The 17,581-nt window shown below is 71.2% G+C and carries 11 protein-coding genes and 3 pseudogenes; 7 read left to right on the forward strand and 7 right to left on the reverse strand.

Annotated elements, in window-relative coordinates; translation table 11 throughout:
• Positions 1-323: 323 nt before the first annotated feature.
• From ACZ4Z1_RS18605 to ACZ4Z1_RS18620, 4 genes and pseudogenes are all read right to left on the reverse strand, one after another.
• Complete coding sequence (locus ACZ4Z1_RS18605; protein ID WP_468487670.1) at positions 324-749, reverse strand: ATP-binding protein; 426 nt, start codon at positions 747-749, stop codon at positions 324-326.
• Between the two features lie 655 nt (positions 750-1,404).
• Positions 1,405-1,863, reverse strand: a complete 459-nt coding sequence (locus ACZ4Z1_RS18610) for a hypothetical protein (RefSeq protein ID WP_468487671.1) — start codon at positions 1,861-1,863, stop codon at positions 1,405-1,407.
• Positions 1,864-3,573: 1,710 nt separating this feature from the next.
• On the reverse strand, positions 3,574-4,614 hold the full coding sequence (locus ACZ4Z1_RS18615; RefSeq protein WP_468487878.1) for a chaplin: 1,041 nt from the start codon (positions 4,612-4,614) through the stop codon (positions 3,574-3,576).
• Positions 4,615-4,792: 178 nt separating this feature from the next.
• Positions 4,793-5,654 (reverse strand): annotated as a pseudogene (locus tag ACZ4Z1_RS18620) (IS5 family transposase).
• 930 nt (positions 5,655-6,584) lie between these two features.
• Here ACZ4Z1_RS18620 and ACZ4Z1_RS18625 point away from each other — a divergent pair.
• Together ACZ4Z1_RS18625 and ACZ4Z1_RS18630 are read left to right on the forward strand one after the other, a co-directional pair.
• Positions 6,585-6,851, forward strand: a complete 267-nt coding sequence (locus tag ACZ4Z1_RS18625) for an STAS domain-containing protein (protein ID WP_468487879.1) — start codon at positions 6,585-6,587, stop codon at positions 6,849-6,851.
• Between the two features lie 5 nt (positions 6,852-6,856).
• Positions 6,857-7,780 carry an anti-sigma factor RsbA family regulatory protein gene (locus tag ACZ4Z1_RS18630; protein ID WP_468487672.1) on the forward strand — a complete coding sequence of 308 codons (924 nt, stop codon included), beginning with the start codon at positions 6,857-6,859 and terminating at the stop codon, positions 7,778-7,780.
• On the opposite strand, the gene ACZ4Z1_RS18635 is transcribed toward ACZ4Z1_RS18630, so the two are convergent.
• The 3 genes from ACZ4Z1_RS18635 to ACZ4Z1_RS18645 all read right to left on the reverse strand — a co-directional run bounded on the left by ACZ4Z1_RS18635 (position 7,777) and on the right by ACZ4Z1_RS18645 (position 11,446).
• Positions 7,777-8,151: an STAS domain-containing protein gene (locus ACZ4Z1_RS18635; protein ID WP_468487673.1), complete on the reverse strand. Its 375-nt coding sequence runs from the start codon at positions 8,149-8,151 to the stop codon at positions 7,777-7,779. The two genes, ACZ4Z1_RS18630 and ACZ4Z1_RS18635, sit on opposite strands and share 4 nt — an antisense overlap.
• Positions 8,144-9,520, reverse strand: coding sequence for a PP2C family protein-serine/threonine phosphatase (locus ACZ4Z1_RS18640; RefSeq protein WP_468487674.1), 1,377 nt, complete (start codon positions 9,518-9,520; stop codon positions 8,144-8,146). Before ACZ4Z1_RS18640 ends, ACZ4Z1_RS18635 begins: the two co-directional genes overlap by 8 nt.
• 921 nt (positions 9,521-10,441) lie before the next feature.
• Positions 10,442-11,446 (reverse strand): extracellular catalytic domain type 1 short-chain-length polyhydroxyalkanoate depolymerase, encoded by a 1,005-nt coding sequence (locus ACZ4Z1_RS18645; RefSeq protein ID WP_468487675.1) that lies wholly within the window; start codon positions 11,444-11,446, stop codon positions 10,442-10,444.
• A gap of 372 nt (positions 11,447-11,818) precedes the next feature.
• Here ACZ4Z1_RS18645 and ACZ4Z1_RS18650 point away from each other — a divergent pair, with 372 nt between their 5' ends.
• The 5 genes and pseudogenes from ACZ4Z1_RS18650 to ACZ4Z1_RS18670 all read left to right on the forward strand — a co-directional run.
• Complete coding sequence (locus ACZ4Z1_RS18650) at positions 11,819-12,640, forward strand: SDR family oxidoreductase (protein WP_468487676.1); 822 nt, start codon at positions 11,819-11,821, stop codon at positions 12,638-12,640.
• 87 nt (positions 12,641-12,727) lie between these two features.
• On the forward strand, positions 12,728-14,125 hold the full coding sequence (locus tag ACZ4Z1_RS18655) for an MFS transporter (protein WP_468487880.1): 1,398 nt from the start codon (positions 12,728-12,730) through the stop codon (positions 14,123-14,125).
• 87 nt (positions 14,126-14,212) lie between these two features.
• The gene (locus tag ACZ4Z1_RS18660) at positions 14,213-16,198 is read left to right on the forward strand and encodes a helix-turn-helix domain-containing protein (protein WP_468487677.1); all 1,986 of its coding nucleotides are present in this window, start codon (positions 14,213-14,215) and stop codon (positions 16,196-16,198) included.
• 165 nt (positions 16,199-16,363) lie between these two features.
• Positions 16,364-16,810, forward strand: a pseudogene (locus ACZ4Z1_RS18665) (CoA transferase subunit A); the annotation flags it as partial.
• A gap of 98 nt (positions 16,811-16,908) precedes the next feature.
• Positions 16,909-17,247, forward strand: a pseudogene (locus tag ACZ4Z1_RS18670) (CoA-transferase); the annotation flags it as partial.
• Between the last annotated feature and the right edge of the window lie 334 nt (positions 17,248-17,581).

A 17,581-nucleotide genomic window follows, 5' to 3' on the forward strand; every position in this document is an offset into this window, starting at 1 on the left:
GGCACGGCACGCTGTCGGGTGCGAACTGGCTGGACGGCCCGCACCTGCTGAGCACGGCCCTGTGCAGGCTGCCGCGTGCAGCACCAGGGCGCGGCTCGCGGCAGTTGCAGCCGTGTCGACAAAGCCACCGTGGAGCTGCCGCAGAACGTGTGCGTCTAGGCACCCCGGCGGCTGAACACTGGTGGTTGAAACGGGCGTGTGGGAAGCGGACGCGAAACGAGTGGGGCCGAAGGGCTGGGAGCCCAAACCTGCCGGGCGTTGCCGCCCCAGTTGCCACGGCCCTGCCCGCTCGGCCAAGGCCGCGGTCCCCCTGCGGGGCGGCGTCAGGGCGTGGTGAGGGCGGCACGGACGGTTCTGCCGCCTCCGGGACCATCGACGATCTCCAGACTCTGGGCGGGGGCGTACACGATGGCCAGACCCCGGCCGCATTCCGTATCCGCGCTGAGCAGGCGGGTACGGGACCGGTCGGGACTGTCGTCATGGACCTCGGCCATCAGGTGCCGGGGCTGGGCGCACAGACTCAGACGGCAAAGGCTCTTGGTGTGACGGATGCCGTTGGCGACCAGTTCGGTGACGAGCAAGGAGGCGTCGCCGGTGTCGACGGGCGGCGGACTGGCACGGCCCTGATAGGCCGTGGTCAGCCAGCGGGCCCAGAAGACCGTCTCGGGGCAATGCGGTGAGAGGTATTCGATGCGGGCGTGCGGGTGGTTTCGTGCGGTGATCGTCGATCCCCACAACGGACAGCTCATCGCGGCCCGGGCGGCGGTCGGCGCCCGGTAACCGGTTGCCTTGCGTGTACCCGTTCGGGTGAGGCGGACGCGAAGCCCGCCGCACGGCACACGCGTACGGGAACAAGGATCCGCCGGTATGCGCCCGGCGCTCACGACGCATCTGCCTGGTGACGTACTCAACGTACTCGTCTTGGAGCCTGCTGACGCTTTCGCGCGGTGCCAGGAGTCCGTGCCGGTTGAGGTGTGTATCGCCGCCGCCTTTGCCCGACGGCGGCGACCGTTCACCACGGCCAGCCGGCCGACTGCGGCGAACATGCCCTGAACACACTGCGGGAGGACATGCAATCAAGGTACCGACCGGGTAACCCCGTGCCAGGCGCGCAAACGCCATCCTCCGAGCCACGTTCGGTGCCGGCACCTCCCCCACCGCACGGCTCCCCGCCGCCTGCCGCCAGGCCGCGCCCGGGCCGTGGAGCCCGAAGCCCCGTCCGGGCGCAGAACGCGGGAAATTCCATGCCGACGATCGGGGTGTTACCGGGGCGAGGGGACATGATGCCTGCGGCACGGTAAGCGCGTTGGGGTGTGGCTCTCCCGGAGTGATCCAGGCGATCAAGTGATGAGGTCGTATCCGCCCGAAGGCCCTGCCCGGGACGGATACGAGCTCGCAACTTGATCACCGCAGTCCCTGCGAAAGGGCCGCCCGCCGGGGCAGGAGCCGGGTGAAGAACGACCGTAGGTGGCGCCGCACCATGGGCACCGATACGGCCGGGGTGATCCTGCCGACCAGCGCGTTCCGGGCTTCGGCCGCCATCAGCCCGACGGCCTGCAACTGGGGTGCCATGACGGCATGGTCGGTGAACACCCAGTGCGCGGCATGGTCGATCTGTCGCAGATGGGTATACCCCCGTGGGTGGGCGAGCATGGACGCCCATGAAAGCCCCAGTTCCTTCTTCGCCGCCTCCTCGCCGATGAACTCCTCGGACCCCAGCAGGAGCAGCGGCCGGTCCACCCCGTAACGGGCGACGGGGTAGAGCTCCCCCAGCTGACCGGGCCTGTCCGGCGGATGGTCCAGGTAACCTTCCAGGTTGACCGCCGCAGTGATACGGCGGTCCTCATACATGGCCTCGGCCACGGCGGTGCCCCCGCCGAGTGGCCGTAGCAGCCCACCCGTCGCAGATCCAGGGCGTGCCCGAGACACTCCGGCAATGGACGGCCGGCCGCATCCGGATTGCGCCCGGCTGCGAGAGACGCCAGCTGGTCGAAGACGAAGCGTAGGTCCGCGACCCTGGCGTCGATCATGGTGCGGAAACGCTGCCGGTCCTTGCGAGGGTCATCCCGGAAGACCGTTGTGCGGTAGGGCTTGTCCCGGTATGCCGTGGTGTTCGGGAACTCGACTTCGCTGGCGTCGCCGGGGTGATCGACACTCACCACCACATGGCCGTGACTGGCCAGGTCCTCGGCGACCCCGGTACCCAGGGTGCGCGGATCGCCGCCGCCCGGGCTGTAGAGCAGCACCGGTCGCGGTACGGCCGGCGCGGGCGCGCCCGTGTGCGCATGGGAGAGGGTGGCCGCCCAGTCCACACCGGAGGAGGGCAGTCCATGGACGGGGACATCAATGTCGTGGAACATCGCCGCGGCGCTCGCCGTCATCTGCGGTGCGACCGGATGACCGCGGACGGTACGGGCCGGGTACAGCACCGTGACCACGACTTCCCGTACGGGGATCGCGTGGTCCCACGGATCGCGCCGGGAGCGGTCGACCAGATAGAGGGTGGTGACCCCGATGCGGTGCGGGCCAGTCGGCGCGGGCAGCCGTAAGGCGACACCGTCCGCGGCCCGTGCCTGGGCCCGAGCGATGCCGCCGCCCACGAGCAGCAACCCCGCTGCCACTGCAGCCGACTTGACGACGGTCCGGCGGTCCGTTCCGGCGGCACCATGGGCGAAAGCAGAAGGGGACATGGCGTGCATGCTGTCGTCCGACGGGGACCGCGGGCAAGGGCTGAGGGCCAGACATCCCCCCGTGCATGGGACGGGTTCGTGCGGTCTGAACCAAGGACAGGTTTGCCTCATGTCCCCGAGAAGGAGCCGCACCCAGCGCGTTATGGCCGCAGGGCCGCGGTGTCCCTGCGGCTCAAGGCGTCCAGCCCTGCGCACGGAAGGCTCCGCCTCGTTGCCCCGACCTGCCCAGTACCACCTGCTCCCCCTGCCCGAGGGGACGCGGGAGACGGTGAGCTACCGGGCTTCCGTCATCCGGTGCCGCGCGGTCGTGCCAACGGTGCTCCTTGATGCGGCAGCGGTGAAGTGGATGACCATCGACGCCCTGGCGGTGCTGGTCCGCAAGGCGATGCGCCTGCACTCGGCCGGCGGCGAACTGCTGCTCGCCGGGGCGGGCCCCGCCCTACGCGAAGTCATCGAACGCACCGGTACCGGGCCGTTGTCGGCCGTCTTCCCCGACAGTACGGCCGCGGTTCGCACGCTGGCCGAAGACGGCCGCCCCTGGCGCCGGGCGGAGCTGTCCGCCGGACACAGCCCCCCTTCACCGCCCCATCACCCCCACCCGGTTACCACCGGCCGTGACCATCGAAGGAAGGAATCGCGACGGTGCGTGACCGACAGCGGCGATGGTTCGTTGCCCCGTCCAGCAGACAGCCCAGGCCGGGAAGGGAACGCCGGAGGGCCATGCACGTCGTCGGGAACGTGCGGGCCAATCACCCGTGTCTCCGGGGCGCCCCATGCGCCGCCCCGGAACAAGCCGGGCGTCAGGTTCGAGCGGGAATGACCGACTGGCGGCTCCCGGTCGGGAAGCCTCCAGTCCCGGCTGGTCACGCCAGCCGCGAAAGAGTCAGCTCCGCGCGCCCCGGCTACGGCGCACGATCACCACACCGCCGAGCAGCGGTGCGGCGCTCGTCGCGGCTGCGGCAGCGAGGTTGTCGCAGCCGGTGTGCGCCAGCGCCGGGGACCTGGCCCCCTGCCTGATCTCCCGGCCCGTTCCGCCGGTCGCAGCTGCGACCGGCGGAACCCGGGAGTCCACGACACCGGCGGTATCCGCCGGCGGACGGTGACCAGGCCCCTGAGAACCGGCAGGCGGCTGGTGCCCACCCGGCCCCGGAACACCGGGAGCCTCGTGCCCCTGAGACTTGTGCCCCGGAGTCTGATGGCTGCCCGGCGGCTTTTGACCAGGGGACTTGTGCCTGCCGCACAGGTTCACCGGCACATGGACAGGGACCTGAAGCAGGTTGCCCGCGAACAACCCCGGGGAGGCCGCGGTGCGTCCCGCAGCGCCGGTGTCGGCATGCGCACCAACCGTCGCACCGGCCAATACCCCGGTCGCCGCCGCGGCGACCAACACGCTCTGATTCACAAGGTGTTGCACGTGTGGTCCTTCATCTTTCCGAAGATGACGAACCGGACACCCGGTGATGACCAGGCGCCCACATCCCGAAGGGATACCGCCCAGCCACTTGACCTGAGGAACACCGTCCATGCAGCGAACACCCGGCTCCCCCGCTCTCCCTGACCAGCCATGACAGAGACGGACAGAGGCGCTGAACGCGTCGCATCGGACCAAACGATCGTCACACCGGCAGGAACCGCACGACCTCCGTGCACCACACCGCCTGAACGGTCCTCCCCCGCCCGCATCCCCTTTGCGGGCCCCCTGATGCATGGGCATGCGTTCGTGGCAGCCGACGACGGACGGGTCAGCCTGTACGGGGCCCACTCTCAGGAGCCCCGGGCCCGACAAAAACGCCGGCCAGTCACGTGCATAGCGCGGCATGCCGGGGCGCGTGATCGGCGTCTGGGCGCGCGGGCGCGCACGGTGGGTGCAGTGCGGTTGTGCAAATGTCCGTGTTCGGTAATGGACCGTCGCATCTTCAACCATGGCCTGCCGGGCGGGGCGCACCGTGAGGTCCACCCGGCAGCCGTCCGGGCATCTGATCCCACCGGTCCCGCTCGGGCGGGGCTGTCCGCAGGAGGTCGCTCACGCCCCGTCCCGTACGTCTGGCCGCCGTCACCCACGGCATCGTCGACACCAAGCACTGGAGATCGTCTTCAAAGGGTCAGATCCAGAGCAGGAGTGAGGCGATGGTGACGGCGGCTTGGTAGGACTCGCGGGTCCTGTCGTAGCGGGTGGCCAGGCCCCGCCACTGCTTGAGCTTTTGAAAGCAGCGCTCGACCACGTTGCGCTGCCGGTAGATCCGGCGGTCGAAGCCGGGTGGCCGGCCGCCCCTGGAGCCTCGTCGCAGACGGCCGGACGCCTGGTCGATCCGTTCGGGGATGTTGTGCGGGATGCCTCGTTGCCGCAGGTACGAACGGATCGTGCGGGAGCTGTAGCCCTTGTCGGCGATCAGATGGACGGGGCGGGCGCGGGGCCGTCCTGGCCCCGGCCGCGGCACCCGGACGGCGGCCGTCACGGCCTCGAAGCGGGTACAGCCGTTGGTGTTCCCGCCGGACAGGACGAAGCCGAGGGGCCGGTCACGGCCGTCGCAGGCCAGATGGATTTTGGTGCTCAGCCCGCCTCGGGACCGGCCGAGGACATGATCTGCCGCTTCGTTCTGATCGACGGCCCCCTTTCCCCTCCGGCGGCGTGCTGGTGAGCGCGTACGATCGTGGAATCCACCGAGACGAGCCAGTCCACGTCTCCGGCGGCGTCCCGCTCGGCCTGGACGGCCCGCAGCATGCGGAAGGACGTGCCGTCCAGAGCCCACCGGCTTAACCGGGTGTACGGGGTCTGCCAGGACCCGTACCGCTCGGGCACATCACGCCAGGCAGACCCCGTACGCAGCTTCCACACGATGCCGTTCAACACCACCCGGTCATCCACCCCGGGGGCCGGCCGGCTGTCCCGGACTCGGGTAACAGCCGTGACAGCACGGCCCACTCAGCATCGGAGAGTTCATGACGACGCACCACGGCAAACATGATCCGTCACGCAAGATGATCTTTGAAGGCGCCGCCTAGGCCGCCGCTGACCCCTGATCCGGGGCCGCCCACCACGGCCCCGGACATCCAAGTGCGCCGCAGTCGGCGAAAGGGCCGCGGCGCACCGCTCTGTTGTGGTGCCGTACGGCCACGTATAGCGGCCGGTTATTGGCCCTTGGCTCCGTCCTCCGGCACCGGCAGACTGTCCCTGCCCCCGGCCGATGACCGTCGGAGGTGACACACGCTTCGTCACTGCTCTCAGCCCCGGCCCGCTCCGGCCATCCGCCCTCACCACACACCGGTTCGGCACCACGTCGGCCCGGCTCCGCAGGCCGCCGCAGTAGCGGCGGAGACCGGCGGGCGCTCCACAGCGGCCGTACGCTCCTGCTTCGCCTGTGCAGCGATCTCGACCTGGGCCTGGCCGACCGCCTGCATCCCGAACGCCTGCCGGTGGCCTCGCCCACCCGTCGCCCCGTGCCGTGACCTTCACCGGCCACCGGCGTTGAACACCTGCCACCGCACCGAAGATCTGACTAGGCTCGTCTCGTTCGAGGTGTGAAGGTGATGGTTCCGGAAACCGTCCTCCTCAGCGCCTGGGGCCGGACTCCTATGTCCGAGGCCACACCGGCTCACCGCATACGGGGAGGCACCGCAGGGTGGCATCGGTGAGCAGGCCGCCGGGGCCGCGGCGGGTCGAGGATGACGCGTGGAGCGTGGTCGGCCCGGCGTCGCGGCGAACGGGCGTGCGCCCGGCTTTGCCCGGCCGGGCGCGGTTGGTCCTGGTGTGCGAATGTCGCCGGCGGGCGGTGTGGGCCATACTGACGTCGCAACAAAGACACAGGGGGCATCGTGCAGATCCCGCAGGGCCCCGGCGGGCCGTGGCCGGCCGGGGCGGTGCTGACGGTGTACCCCTTGCCGGACCGGCCGGGGGTGCGGGCGGCGGGAGAAATCAGCTTGAGTACGCGGGTGACCTGGGAGGCCGCGCTGGAGCGTCTGGCCGCTCCCGGTCACGAGGTGTTCCATGTGGAGCTGTCGGCGGTGACGTTCGTCGATGTGGCCGGAGCCTCCGCCCTGGCTCTCACGGCGCAGAGCCTGGGAGCCGGGCGGCGCATCGTGGTGAGCCGTCCTCCCCTGACGCTGCGGCGCCTGCTGGAGCTGTTCTGGCCCGGTCTGCCGGCACTGGAGGTGGTGGAGTGACGTCCATGGCCGCACCTGCCGGACCGTTTGCGCACCCCGCTCTCTTCTACCGCGATGACCAGCAGTATGCGGCGGGCACGGTGCCGTTCATCCTCGGCGGCCTGCAGGCCGGAGAGCCGGTGGCTGTTGCCGTCCCCGGTGCCCGGCTGGCACTGCTCAAGCGGGAACTGGGCCGGCATGCCGCTGCGGTGCGCTTCATCGACATGACGCAGGCCGGGCGCAACCCGGGCCGCATCATCCCGGGGGTGCTGCGGGCTTTCGCCGATGCCCAGCCGACCGGGCGGGTCCGGATCATCGGTGAGCCGATCTGGCCGGGCCGCTCGGCCGCCGAGTACCCGGCCTGCGCCCAGCACGAAGCACTGATCAACGCGGCGTTCCGCGGTCGCCCGGTCACCATCCTGTGCCCCTACGACGCGGCCCGCCTCGATGCCACCGTGCTCGCCGACGCCTACGCCACCCACCCCCACGTCATCGACCAGGATCACCAGCGGGCCAGCCCCGCCTATGACCCCGACGCCATCATCACCCGCTACAACGAACCGCTTACGCCTCCGCACAGCGTCGTGGCGACCGCGTTCACCGCGCACGAGCTGCCCGCGGTGCGAAAATCCGCGGTTCGGCGCGCGGAGGAACTGGGTGTGGACGCAGCGCGGTTGGAGGATGTGGCGCTGGCGGTGGCCGAACTGACCACCAACAGTGTCGTGCACGGCGGCGGTTCGGGAACCCTGCGAGTCTGGGTTGAGGACCGGCAGGTGGTGTGCGAGGTCCGTGACCGCGGTCAACTGGATGACCAACTGGCCGGACGGCGCCCCGCTGACCGGGCGCAGCCCGGCGGGCGCGGGCTGCTGCTGGTCCACCTGGTCGCCGACCTCGTCCGGTTGCACACCGGTGAGCAGGGCACCACCGTGCGCTGCTACTTCGCCTGTTAGCCGCCGCTGTCCGAGGCGTCGGGCGAGGCGGTCAGCGCCGCGTCGATGTCGGGGTAGACGGGGATGAAGTGGTGCAGCCCGATCTGGTGCAGGGCCCGTCCGACGCGGTCGGGGGCGCCGGCCAGGGCCAGAGTGCCGTGGTGCAGCCTGGCCTCGCGCATCAGGCCGATCAGGGCGCTGATTCCGGAGGAGTCGCAGAAAGTGACTGCGGAGAAGTCCAGGAGCAGGCACCCGGGACCGTTCACGAGCAGCTGGTGGCCCTGGGTGTAGAGGGTGTCGGCGCTGGTGAAGTCGATGTCGCCGGCGACGGCGGCCACCGTCCAGTCGCCCACCTGGCGCATGCTGCGCACCGTCAGGTCCGTATCAGCCATGTGCCTGCCCTTCGCTGCTGAACTCCGCCTGCCGGGGGCCCGGCACGCCCCTGGTGCCGTCGCAGGACCCGGTGGTCGGCACGGCCAGTGCCACCACGGCGACGTCGTCGCATACCGCGGAGCCCAGGTCGTCGAGCAGCGCGGTGATCGCCTCGGTCAGGGCGGCGGCACCGCGCCCGGTGTGTGCGGCGAGGAATCCTGCCAGGCCGTCCTCGCCGAACAGGCTTCCGTCGGCGGAGCGGGCCTCGGTCAGCCCGTCGGTGTACAGCAGCAGCGCATCGCCAGGCCCCAGGCGGGCGCCGCGCTCGGCGAAGGTGGCCTCCGCCAGCGCCCCGACGAGCATGCCGCCCACCGGGCGGACACTTTCGACTGCGCCACCGGCCCGCAGCAGGTAGGCGCACGGATGTCCGCCGCTGCCGAGAACCAGGCCAAAGCCCCGCTCGGCCTCCGGCCCGCTCGCGGGTTCGCGCTCCAGCAGGCCGTACATCGCGGTGCAGAAACCCGGCCGGCCCTCCGCGGGCGCCGACAGCAAAATCCGGTTCAAGGCGCTCAGCACGGCCACAGGAGCCGGATCGTGCAGTGCTTGGGCGCGCACCGTGTAACGGATCAGCGCGGTCAGCGACGCCGCCTCGGCGCCCTTGCCGCACACATCCCCCATCACGAACGCCCACCGGCCACCGGGCAGGGCGAACACGTCGTAGAAGTCGCCGCCGATCTGCCGGGGGCCGACGGTGCGCAGGTGGCTGGCCAGTTCCAGCCCGGGCACGGCAGGCATCTGCGGCGGGGCGAGCATGCGTTGCAGTGTCGCGGCCAGCAGCTCGCTTTCGGCCGATTCCGCCTCGGCCCGTTTTCGACGGCGGCGCTCGGCGTGCACCGTCGACACCGCGCGGTGGCGTTCCTCCAGTTCGTCCATGACCACGGCGGCCAGGTCCTGCAGTGCCGCCAGCTGCTCGGCGTCGGCGTGGCGGGGGCGGGTGTCCCATACGTCCACGGTGCCCAGCCGGTAGCCCTCGTGCGTGATCAGCGGGGCGGCGGCGTAGAACCGCACGCCCGGCGGCCCGGTCACCAGGGGGTGGAGGGACGCTGCCGGATCACACCGCGTGTCGGACACGACGTAGGGGCCCTCGGCCCGCAGTGCCATGTCCGCCAGGCCCGGGCTCCGTGGGACCTGGGTGACCCCTTCCAGGCCGCGGGATGCCTTGAACCACATACGGTGCGCGTCGACGATCGTCACGGTGGCGATGGGCGTGTCGAACCAGCGGGCCGCCAGCGAGGCGATGCGGTCGAAGGACGGCTCGGCGGGGGTGTCGATGATCCCGTAGCGGGCCACCGCGGCCAGCCGGTCTCTTTCCCCGACAACGGTGCTCATACTGCCCTCCCGTCCGGCCGGGCGGAAGGGCCTGGCAGCTCGCGCCCACCCTGGTCACCGCCCGTCACGGCGGCACAGGGCCCGGTGGAAAGCCGCGGCAGGCCGCGTCGTCCGCCACCGGGCGCCCGCCCGCACGAGGACGGACGTGTCCCCACTGGGTATGTGGGCATCAGCGTGAGCGTAGCGGAACGCGGAGAGGCGAGGACAAAGGTGCGGGCTTCCCCTTCGTTCGTGTGAACAGGGCGGCCCAAGGGGTTGGACCGCGGCAAGGCCGCATACCGGGGCTCCGCGTCCCGGTCCGTGGGAGGGGCGGAACGTGCGCGTCGCCGGACCAGGACAGGGAAGGCGCGGTTCAGTGCTGCTTGTGGCTGCGGTCGGTGTGCCTGGCGGCTCTGGAGCTGCTGGCTCCTCCACCCGCCGAGCCCTGTCTGGGCGGCGGCAGTTGGAATGACAGGTCGGCACGCCGTGAGAACGCGGGAGGGCGTGGGTGATGCAGGAGCGGCAGTGGATCACCGCCCGTCGGAGTGCACTGGGCACCCTCGCCGAGAAGTTGGCCACGCAACTCCAAGAAGTCCAGACCGAGCGGCATGAACCGGCGCTCGCGGGGCGGCCGTTGAACCGCCTGGCCGAGCAGGACCGGAACGATGGGTGTGCTCCGTGGCATGGCGGGACGGTCGGGGTGGTGAAGCGCCCGCCGCTTCGACAGCCCTCGGCTGTCGAAGCGGCGGGTGTGAGGAAGGGGCGACAGGCGCGACCGGGCTCCGGTGACCGGGGCGTCGGTGTACGGCCTGCCCCTGGGCACCAGACAGCTCCGTACCGTCGCGGGTCAGGACGTACGAAGTGGCGCCGTCGGCCTGGATCCCGCGCGGGGTGATGGCGGGACGTTCCCGGCGGTGAGCCGGGCGGGAGGGCAGGGAACGGTCACCCGCGTCGCCCGGGCCGGTCCCCGGCCTTGTCCAGTTCCCAGAACAGGCCGGTGTAGTAGCTGGAGCAGATGGTGTCGAGGAAGTAGGCGCCGGTCCTGCCGCACTGGGTACCGCCGGTTCCGGGATCGACGGCCAGTCCGTGGCGCATGGACTGAATGGAGTACAGGGCGACGGGAGGCCTGGCGGTGTCGCCGTAGAGGGTCTGGGTGGTACCGGCGGGCAGCCTGCGGGTGGCGGTGGGGCTCTGACCGACACCGTGAACATCGGTCCACTGATCGCGCAGCTTGGTGCCGTTGGCCGGGATGACGGTGGTGTCGGCGGTACCCTGCCAGATGGCCACCCGCGGCCAGGGGCCTCGGTAGCCGGGGTGAGCGGCACGGACCTTGGCACCCCACTGGGCGGGGGTGAGGTTTTGCGCGGTGTACTGGCAGGTGCTCGCGCCGGCGAGGCTGGTGGCGCAGCCGGCGGGCAGGCCCGAGTTGACCGCGCCGCCGGCGAAGACGTCGGGATAGGCGGCCAGCAGGTTGGCCGTCATGCCACCACCGGCCGACAGCCCGGTGACGTGGACGCGGGACGGATCGGAGCGCTGGTCGGTGACGGCCTTGGCGACCATCTGCCGGACGGAGGCGGCCTCACCCTGGCCACGGGCGCTCTTGGCCGCGTCGAACCACTGGAAGCACGACAGAGCCTGGTTGGCTGCCGAGGTCTGGGGGAAGACCACGGCGAAGCGCCACCGGTCGGCCAGCTGGGCCCAGCCGGAGTGGGTGTAGTAATCGGTGGCGTTCTGCGTGCAGCCGTGCAGCGCGACCACCAGCGGGGCGTTGGCCGGCAGGTTGTCGGGCACGTACAGATACATCGACAGGTTGCCCGGGTTGCTGCCGAAGCCGGTGACCTGCCGCAATCCGGCTTGCGCAGCGGCCGGCCGGGCGACCGCCGGACGGGCCCCGGCGGCAAGGCTCGCGACGGCAGCGAGCAGGAGCACAGCGCACAGCACGGCCATGTGCCGCGCTCCTGCGCGGTGAGCAGCGGTGGGGGAAGAGGAGAACATCATCAGCTCCCTCGCTGAACGGGGCGGATGCCCGGCCGGAGTGCGGCTCCTGGGGCGCGCGGAAAGGGCGTGTTCCGGACGGGCTGCGGTGCGAGGACGTTACGCCTGGCCGAAATGCGGGCCTATGGTGCCGCACCACACAACAACGGGCCGGGGCACATGGCCCGCCCGCGTTGTCCCAGTCCACAGACCCAACGATGTTCCGCGCCCGGGCCCGTTCGATCCGCGCAGGCCGATGGCATGGCCGCCCCGGCCACATCTCCCCCGCTCTTCATGTGCTTCGCCACCATAGGGACGGCGGGGTCCGGCTCCTACGGTGACCGCATGACAAGCCCGAATGCGCCGGAGCCCGGAGCCGCACCCGGCACCGAGACGCGTCCCCTCCCGCTGCCCGGCCCACAGGAGCGGCTGGACGGCCGTACAGCACTGGTCACCGGTGCCGCCGGCGGCATCGGCAAGGCGTGTGCGCTGGCCCTGGCCGGGCAGGGCGCACTCGTCCGGGTCGTCGACATCGACGGTGAGGAGGCGGAGAAGGTCGCCGCCCTGGTCGGCGGCAGCGCACACCGCGCCGACCTGTCCGACCCGGTGGCCGTGGACGCGCTGCCGGCCGATGCGGACATCGTGGTCAACAACGCGGGACTGCAGTACGTGGCCGCCGTGACCGAGCTGGACCCCGCACGCTTCGCCCTGATGCAGCGGGTCATGGTCGAGGCACCCTTCCGGATCCTGCACCGCACACTGCCCCACATGTACGCACGCGGCTGGGGACGGGTGGTCAACATCTCCTCGGTGCACGGGTTGCGGGCCAGTCCTTACAAGTGCGCCTACGTCACCGCCAAGCACGCCCTGCAGGGTCTGAGCAAGGTCGTCGCGCTCGAAGGCGCCGAGCACGGGGTGACGAGCAACTGCATCGCGCCCGGCTACGTGCGTACTCCACTGGTGGAGCGTCAGATCGCACAGCAGGCCCGGGCCCACGACATCGCGCCTTCCGAGGTGCTCGACCAGGTCCTCCTGGAGCGCCCCGCTCTCAAGCGGCTGATCGAAGCCGACGAAGTCGCCCAGGCCGTGCTGTGGCTGTGCGGCCCGCACACCTCGTACGTCACGGGCAGCGACCTCGTTCTGGACGGCGGCTGGACCGCCTCCTGACCGGCCCCGCCCAGCGGCGAGCACGCCGGGGCGCCGGGCGGGTCCGTCAACCGCGCACCCCACTCACGGAAATCCGCACACGAGGTGATCAGCGTGTCTTCTCCAGCTCCCACCGCACCGCCACGGCTCAAGCGGATCGTGGCCGCCAGCCTCATCGGCACCACCGTCGAGTGGTACGACTACTTCCTCTACGGCTCGGCCGCCGCCCTGGTCTTCGGCGACGTGTTCTTCCCCGCCTCCGATCCGCTGACCGGCACGCTGCTGGCCTTCATGACGTATGCCATCGGGTTCTTCGCCCGCCCGGTCGGAGCCATCGTCTTCGGTCACTTCGGCGACCGGATCGGCCGGAAGAAACTTCTGGTCACCAGTCTGATGCTGATGGGCGGCGCCACCGTGGCCATCGGTCTGGTTCCCGGGTACGCCACCATCGGGATCGCCGCTCCGGTCCTTCTCACCGTACTGCGGCTGATCCAGGGCTTCGCGCTGGGCGGGGAGTGGGGCGGGGCGGTGCTGCTCGTCTCCGAACACGGTGACGCCCGCCGCCGAGGGTTCTGGGCCTCTTGGCCGCAAAGCGGCGCGCCAGCCGGCAACCTGCTGGCCGTCGGCGTCCTGTCCGTACTGACCTCCGTCACCACCCCGGCCGCCTTCGCCGCGTGGGGCTGGCGGGTGGCCTTCCTACTCTCGGCCGTCCTGGTCGCCCTCGGCATGTGGATCAGGCTGAGCGTGCATGAGTCCCCGGTGTTCCAGCAGGCCTTGGCCAAGGCCGAGGCACGCGGCGCCGAGGAAGGCGCCCCGCCTCGGCTGCCCGCGGTGGAGGTGGTGCGCCGGCACGGCAAGGACATCCTGGTCGCCATGGGCGCCCGCATCGCGGAGAACATCTCCTATTACATCCTCACCGCCTTCATCCTCGCCTACAGCGTGGGGCACCTGGGCATGCCCGAGAGCACGGCCCTGAACGCCGTGCTCATCGGCTCGGCCCTCCAGTTCACGCTCATCCCCCTCTTCGGAGCCCTGTCCGACCGGCTGGGCCGCAAGCCCGTCTACCTCGCCGGCTCGGTGGGCACCGGCGCCTGGATCTGGGGGTTCTTCGCCCTGGCCGACACCCGCTCCCCCGCCGCCCTGACCCTGGGGGTCGCCGTCGGCCTCGTCTTCCATTCCGCCATGTACGCCCCGCAGGCGGCGTTCTTCTCCGAACTGTTCGCCACCCGGGTGCGCTACTCCGGCGCCTCCATCGGCGCACAGTTGTCCGCCGTCGCCGCCGGCGCCCCCGCTCCGCTGATCGCCACCGCTCTGGTCGGCGCCTACCACAGCGCCGCCCCGGTCGCCCTGTACGTCACCGTGGCCGCGACCGTCACCTCCGTCGCCGTACTGGCCGCCCGCGAGACCCAGGGCCGGGACCTGGCCGAGGCGGACGACATCCCGTCCGGCGAGGCGTCGCCCTGCGGCGGCGGCCCCAAGGAGTTGCCGAGCACGGCGGCTTCCTGAAGCCGCTCGTCGGCGCTCGGGAAACGCGGGCCGGTGTGCGCCGTAGGGTGACGTCCGGCTCGCGGTCCGTACGAGAAGGGTGAGCCCATGCCGACCTCCCGCCCCCGCCCCGTCACCGGTGCCGGATATCTGCGCCAGCTGCTGGACGTGCTGGAATCCGGCGGAGACATCGAGCAGGTCGGCGCGGTCGTCACCCGGGCCCGCGCCCAGGACCTGGGGGCGGACGAACGGGAAGAGGTGGAACGGGCCGCGGCGACCGCCTTGCGCATCGCCACGGTCCTCCAGCAGCGCAGGCGCCGTGAGCGGGAACTGTCCGCGCTGTTCGACACGGCCGGGGACCTGGCCGCGTCGACCGATCTCGACACCGTGCTCCAGGCCATCGTGCGCCGCGCCCGCGGTCTGCTGGGCACCGACACCGCCTATCTGACCCTGCCCGACGAAGAAGCCGGCGACACTTACATGAGGGTCACCGACGGCTCCGTCTCGCCGCTGTTCCAGCAGCTGCGGCTCGGCCTGGGAGAAGGACTGGGCGGGCTGGTCGCCGAATCCGCCAGCCCCTACGCCACCGCCGACTACCGCGCCGACCCCCGCTTCCACCACACCTCCACCATCGACGCCGGCGTCCTGGACGAGGGGCTCCTGGCCATCCTCGGCGTTCCTCTGCTGCTCGGCTCGCGCAAGGGCAGCACAGGCAAGGTCATCGGCGTGCTGTTCGCGGCCGACCGCGCTCCCCGTTCCTTCAGCCAGGACGAGATCGCCTTGCTGTGCTCGCTGGCCGCCCACGCCGCCATCGCCATCGACAACGCCGCTACCGTCACCGACATGCGCCGCGCCCTGCGGGAACTGAAAGAGGCCAACACCACCGTCGAGCGCCAGTCCGCCGCCCTGCGCCGCGCCGAACAGGCCCATGACCGGCTCACCGATCTGGTCCTGCGCGGCGGTGACCTCGTCGAGGTCGCCGCCGCGCTGGCTGCTCTGCTCACCGCACCGATCAGCCTCCACGACCCGCACGGCACCCTCCTGGCCCATACCGGCACCCACGACAGCGCGCACCGCCCCGACGAAGCGATGGGCGAGCGGCAGTTGCACGAAGCCTTCCAGCAGTCGCGCGCCACCGGCCGAGCGGTCCACCTTGCCGGCCAGTGGGTGTGCGCTGTCCTGGCCGGGCCGAAACCGCTGGCCACCCTCGTCCTCCATGACGACCGCGCCCTGGACGACGCCGAACGCCGGCTCTTCGAACGTGCCGCCCTCGTCACCGCGCTGCTACTGCTCCTGCGCCGTACCGTCGCCGAAACCGAGAACCGGCTGCGCGGCAACTTCATCACCGACCTGCTCGATTCCCCCGGCCAGGACGAGCAGGCCGTCCTTGAGCGCGGCCGTCACCTGGGCATCGACCTCGCCCACCCGTACCTGGTGCTCGTCGCCGACGCCGAACAACACGTCCGCGACCGCCTCACCGGCTGGATACCGCATCTGCGCACCTGGCGCGCCGGCTGCACCGGAGCCGAGCACCACGGGGCCCTCGTCCTGCTGTGGCCCGTCGAGGCACCCGGCCACGACACGCCGCCGGGCACCGCCGACAACGATCCGGGAGCTGTCGCCCGGACCGTGGCACAGCGTCTGACGACCCTTGTCACCGCCCCCGTCACCGTGGCGGCCGCAGGACCCGCCAGCGGCCCGCGGTGCGTGGCCGCCGCCCACGCCGAAGCTGTACGCACCGTCCGCGCGCTACGGGTGCTGGGCCGCACCGGGCAGGGCGCAACCACCGCCGAACTGGGCTTCCTCGGCGTGCTCCTGGGGGAGGAACGCGACACCCGCCACTTCGTCGACGCCACCCTCGGCCCGCTGCTCGCCTACGACGCCGAACGCGGCACCGAGCTCGTGGGCACCCTGAACGCCTACTTCGACTCCGGCGGTGTCCTGACCCGTGCCAAGGACGCTCTTCACGTCCACGTCAACACCGTCGTCCAGCGCCTGGACCGCATCCAGACCCTCCTCGGTCCCGACTGGAACCGGCCCGACCGCGCCTTGGAGCTGCACCTCGCGCTGCGCCTGCACCGGCTGAGCGGTTGACCGGCCGGCCGGGTACCAGGCACCGCGACGTTGTGCAGGCGGGCCACCCCGTGCCATTGCGATCAGTGTGCACGGCACCTGTACCGTACGGCTCCCGGTTCCGTGAGGGTGGTCAGGACAGCGCCAACCTCTCGCCCTCTGGGCGGCGGAAACTGGGAGACGTACATGGACAAGGTGCTGGCCTCGGCCGATCTCGCGGTCGCCGACCTACCCGACGGCGCCACCCTCGCCGTCGGCGGCTTCGGACTGTGCGGCATCCCCACCACCCTCATCACCGCTCTGCTGCACGCCGGCGCATCCGGGCTGCAGGTGGTGTCCGACAACTGCGGCGTGGACGACTGCGGCGTGGACGACTGCGGTGTGGACGACTGCGGTGTGGACGACTGCGGCCTGGGCCGGCTCCTGGCCGCCGACCGCATCAGCCGCATGACTTCCTCCTACGTCGGCGAGAACAAGGAGTTCGCCCGCCGCTACCTCGCCGGCGAACTCGAAGTCGAACTCATCCCCCAGGGCACGCTCGCCGAATGCCTGCGCGCCGGCTAGGGCGTTTCTGATGGATCTCCGTGGAGGGCACCGAGCGGCGTTCGGTGCGTGCGCTCGGGGTGCGGTGTGAAGGGTCATGTGGCGGAGCCACCTGTCCCTTCGCGCCGTGCGGCGAGGGTGCGTGCCGGGCGTCGCGAGGCCACGGAGATCCATCGGAAGCGCCCTAGGCCGGCACCTCCGCCTTCTACACTCCTGCCGGAATCGGACCCCAGTTGGAGAAAGGCGGACTGCCCTGGCGCTACGCGCCCGACGGCACCGTGCTCCTGGCCTCGCCGCCCAAGGAGGCCCGCACCTTCAGCGGGCGCCGTTGCCTGCTCGAAGAGGCGATCACGACCGACTTCGCCCTGATCCGCGCGGCGATCGCCGACCGGCACGGCAACTGCGTCTTCCACGCCGCCGCCGACATCAACCCGCTGTGCGCGGGCGCCGGCCGCACCACCCTCGTGGAAGCCGACCGGATCGTCGAAGCCGGGCAGCTCCCGTCGGACGGCATCCACCTGCCCGGCACGTCCTGCGCCACACCCGGGCCCCACTGCTCAGCCACACGGTCGACGCCACCAGGTGACCTGTTCCGCGACACCCCTGTAAAGCCCGGAGGAGCACGGACACCGTACGGTCGCGGTGGAGACACGGAGACACCGTTCGCGACCACGCGAACGACTACCGCACGTACCACGGCCTCAAACGGTCAAGAGCACGTGTGTCCCTGTGGAGGGCGTCCTGCCCGTTTTGCTTCTTCTCGTCTTCATCGCCCTGGTCGGCTTCGGCTTCCTCCAGCCTCTCTGGTGGGTGGCCGCGGCCGTGCTGCTCTACGGAATCCTCCACTACGGCCGACGCGTT

The organism is Streptomyces sp. NPDC030165 (assembly GCF_055573595.1).

Coding starts and splice junctions, on each gene's coding strand:
- ACZ4Z1_RS18660 (WP_468487677.1), top strand. CDS start 14,213: ATGCCGACCTCCCGCCCCCGCCCCGTCACCGGTGCCGGATATCTGCGC.
- ACZ4Z1_RS18630 (WP_468487672.1), top strand. CDS start 6,857: ATGGCCGCACCTGCCGGACCGTTTGCGCACCCCGCTCTCTTCTACCGC.
- ACZ4Z1_RS18635 (WP_468487673.1), bottom strand. CDS start 8,151: ATGGCTGATACGGACCTGACGGTGCGCAGCATGCGCCAGGTGGGCGAC.
- ACZ4Z1_RS18615 (WP_468487878.1), bottom strand. CDS start 4,614: ATGGTTGAAGATGCGACGGTCCATTACCGAACACGGACATTTGCACAA.
- ACZ4Z1_RS18650 (WP_468487676.1), top strand. CDS start 11,819: ATGACAAGCCCGAATGCGCCGGAGCCCGGAGCCGCACCCGGCACCGAG.
- ACZ4Z1_RS18605 (WP_468487670.1), bottom strand. CDS start 749: ATGAGCTGTCCGTTGTGGGGATCGACGATCACCGCACGAAACCACCCG.
- ACZ4Z1_RS18645 (WP_468487675.1), bottom strand. CDS start 11,446: ATGGCCGTGCTGTGCGCTGTGCTCCTGCTCGCTGCCGTCGCGAGCCTT.
- ACZ4Z1_RS18640 (WP_468487674.1), bottom strand. CDS start 9,520: ATGAGCACCGTTGTCGGGGAAAGAGACCGGCTGGCCGCGGTGGCCCGC.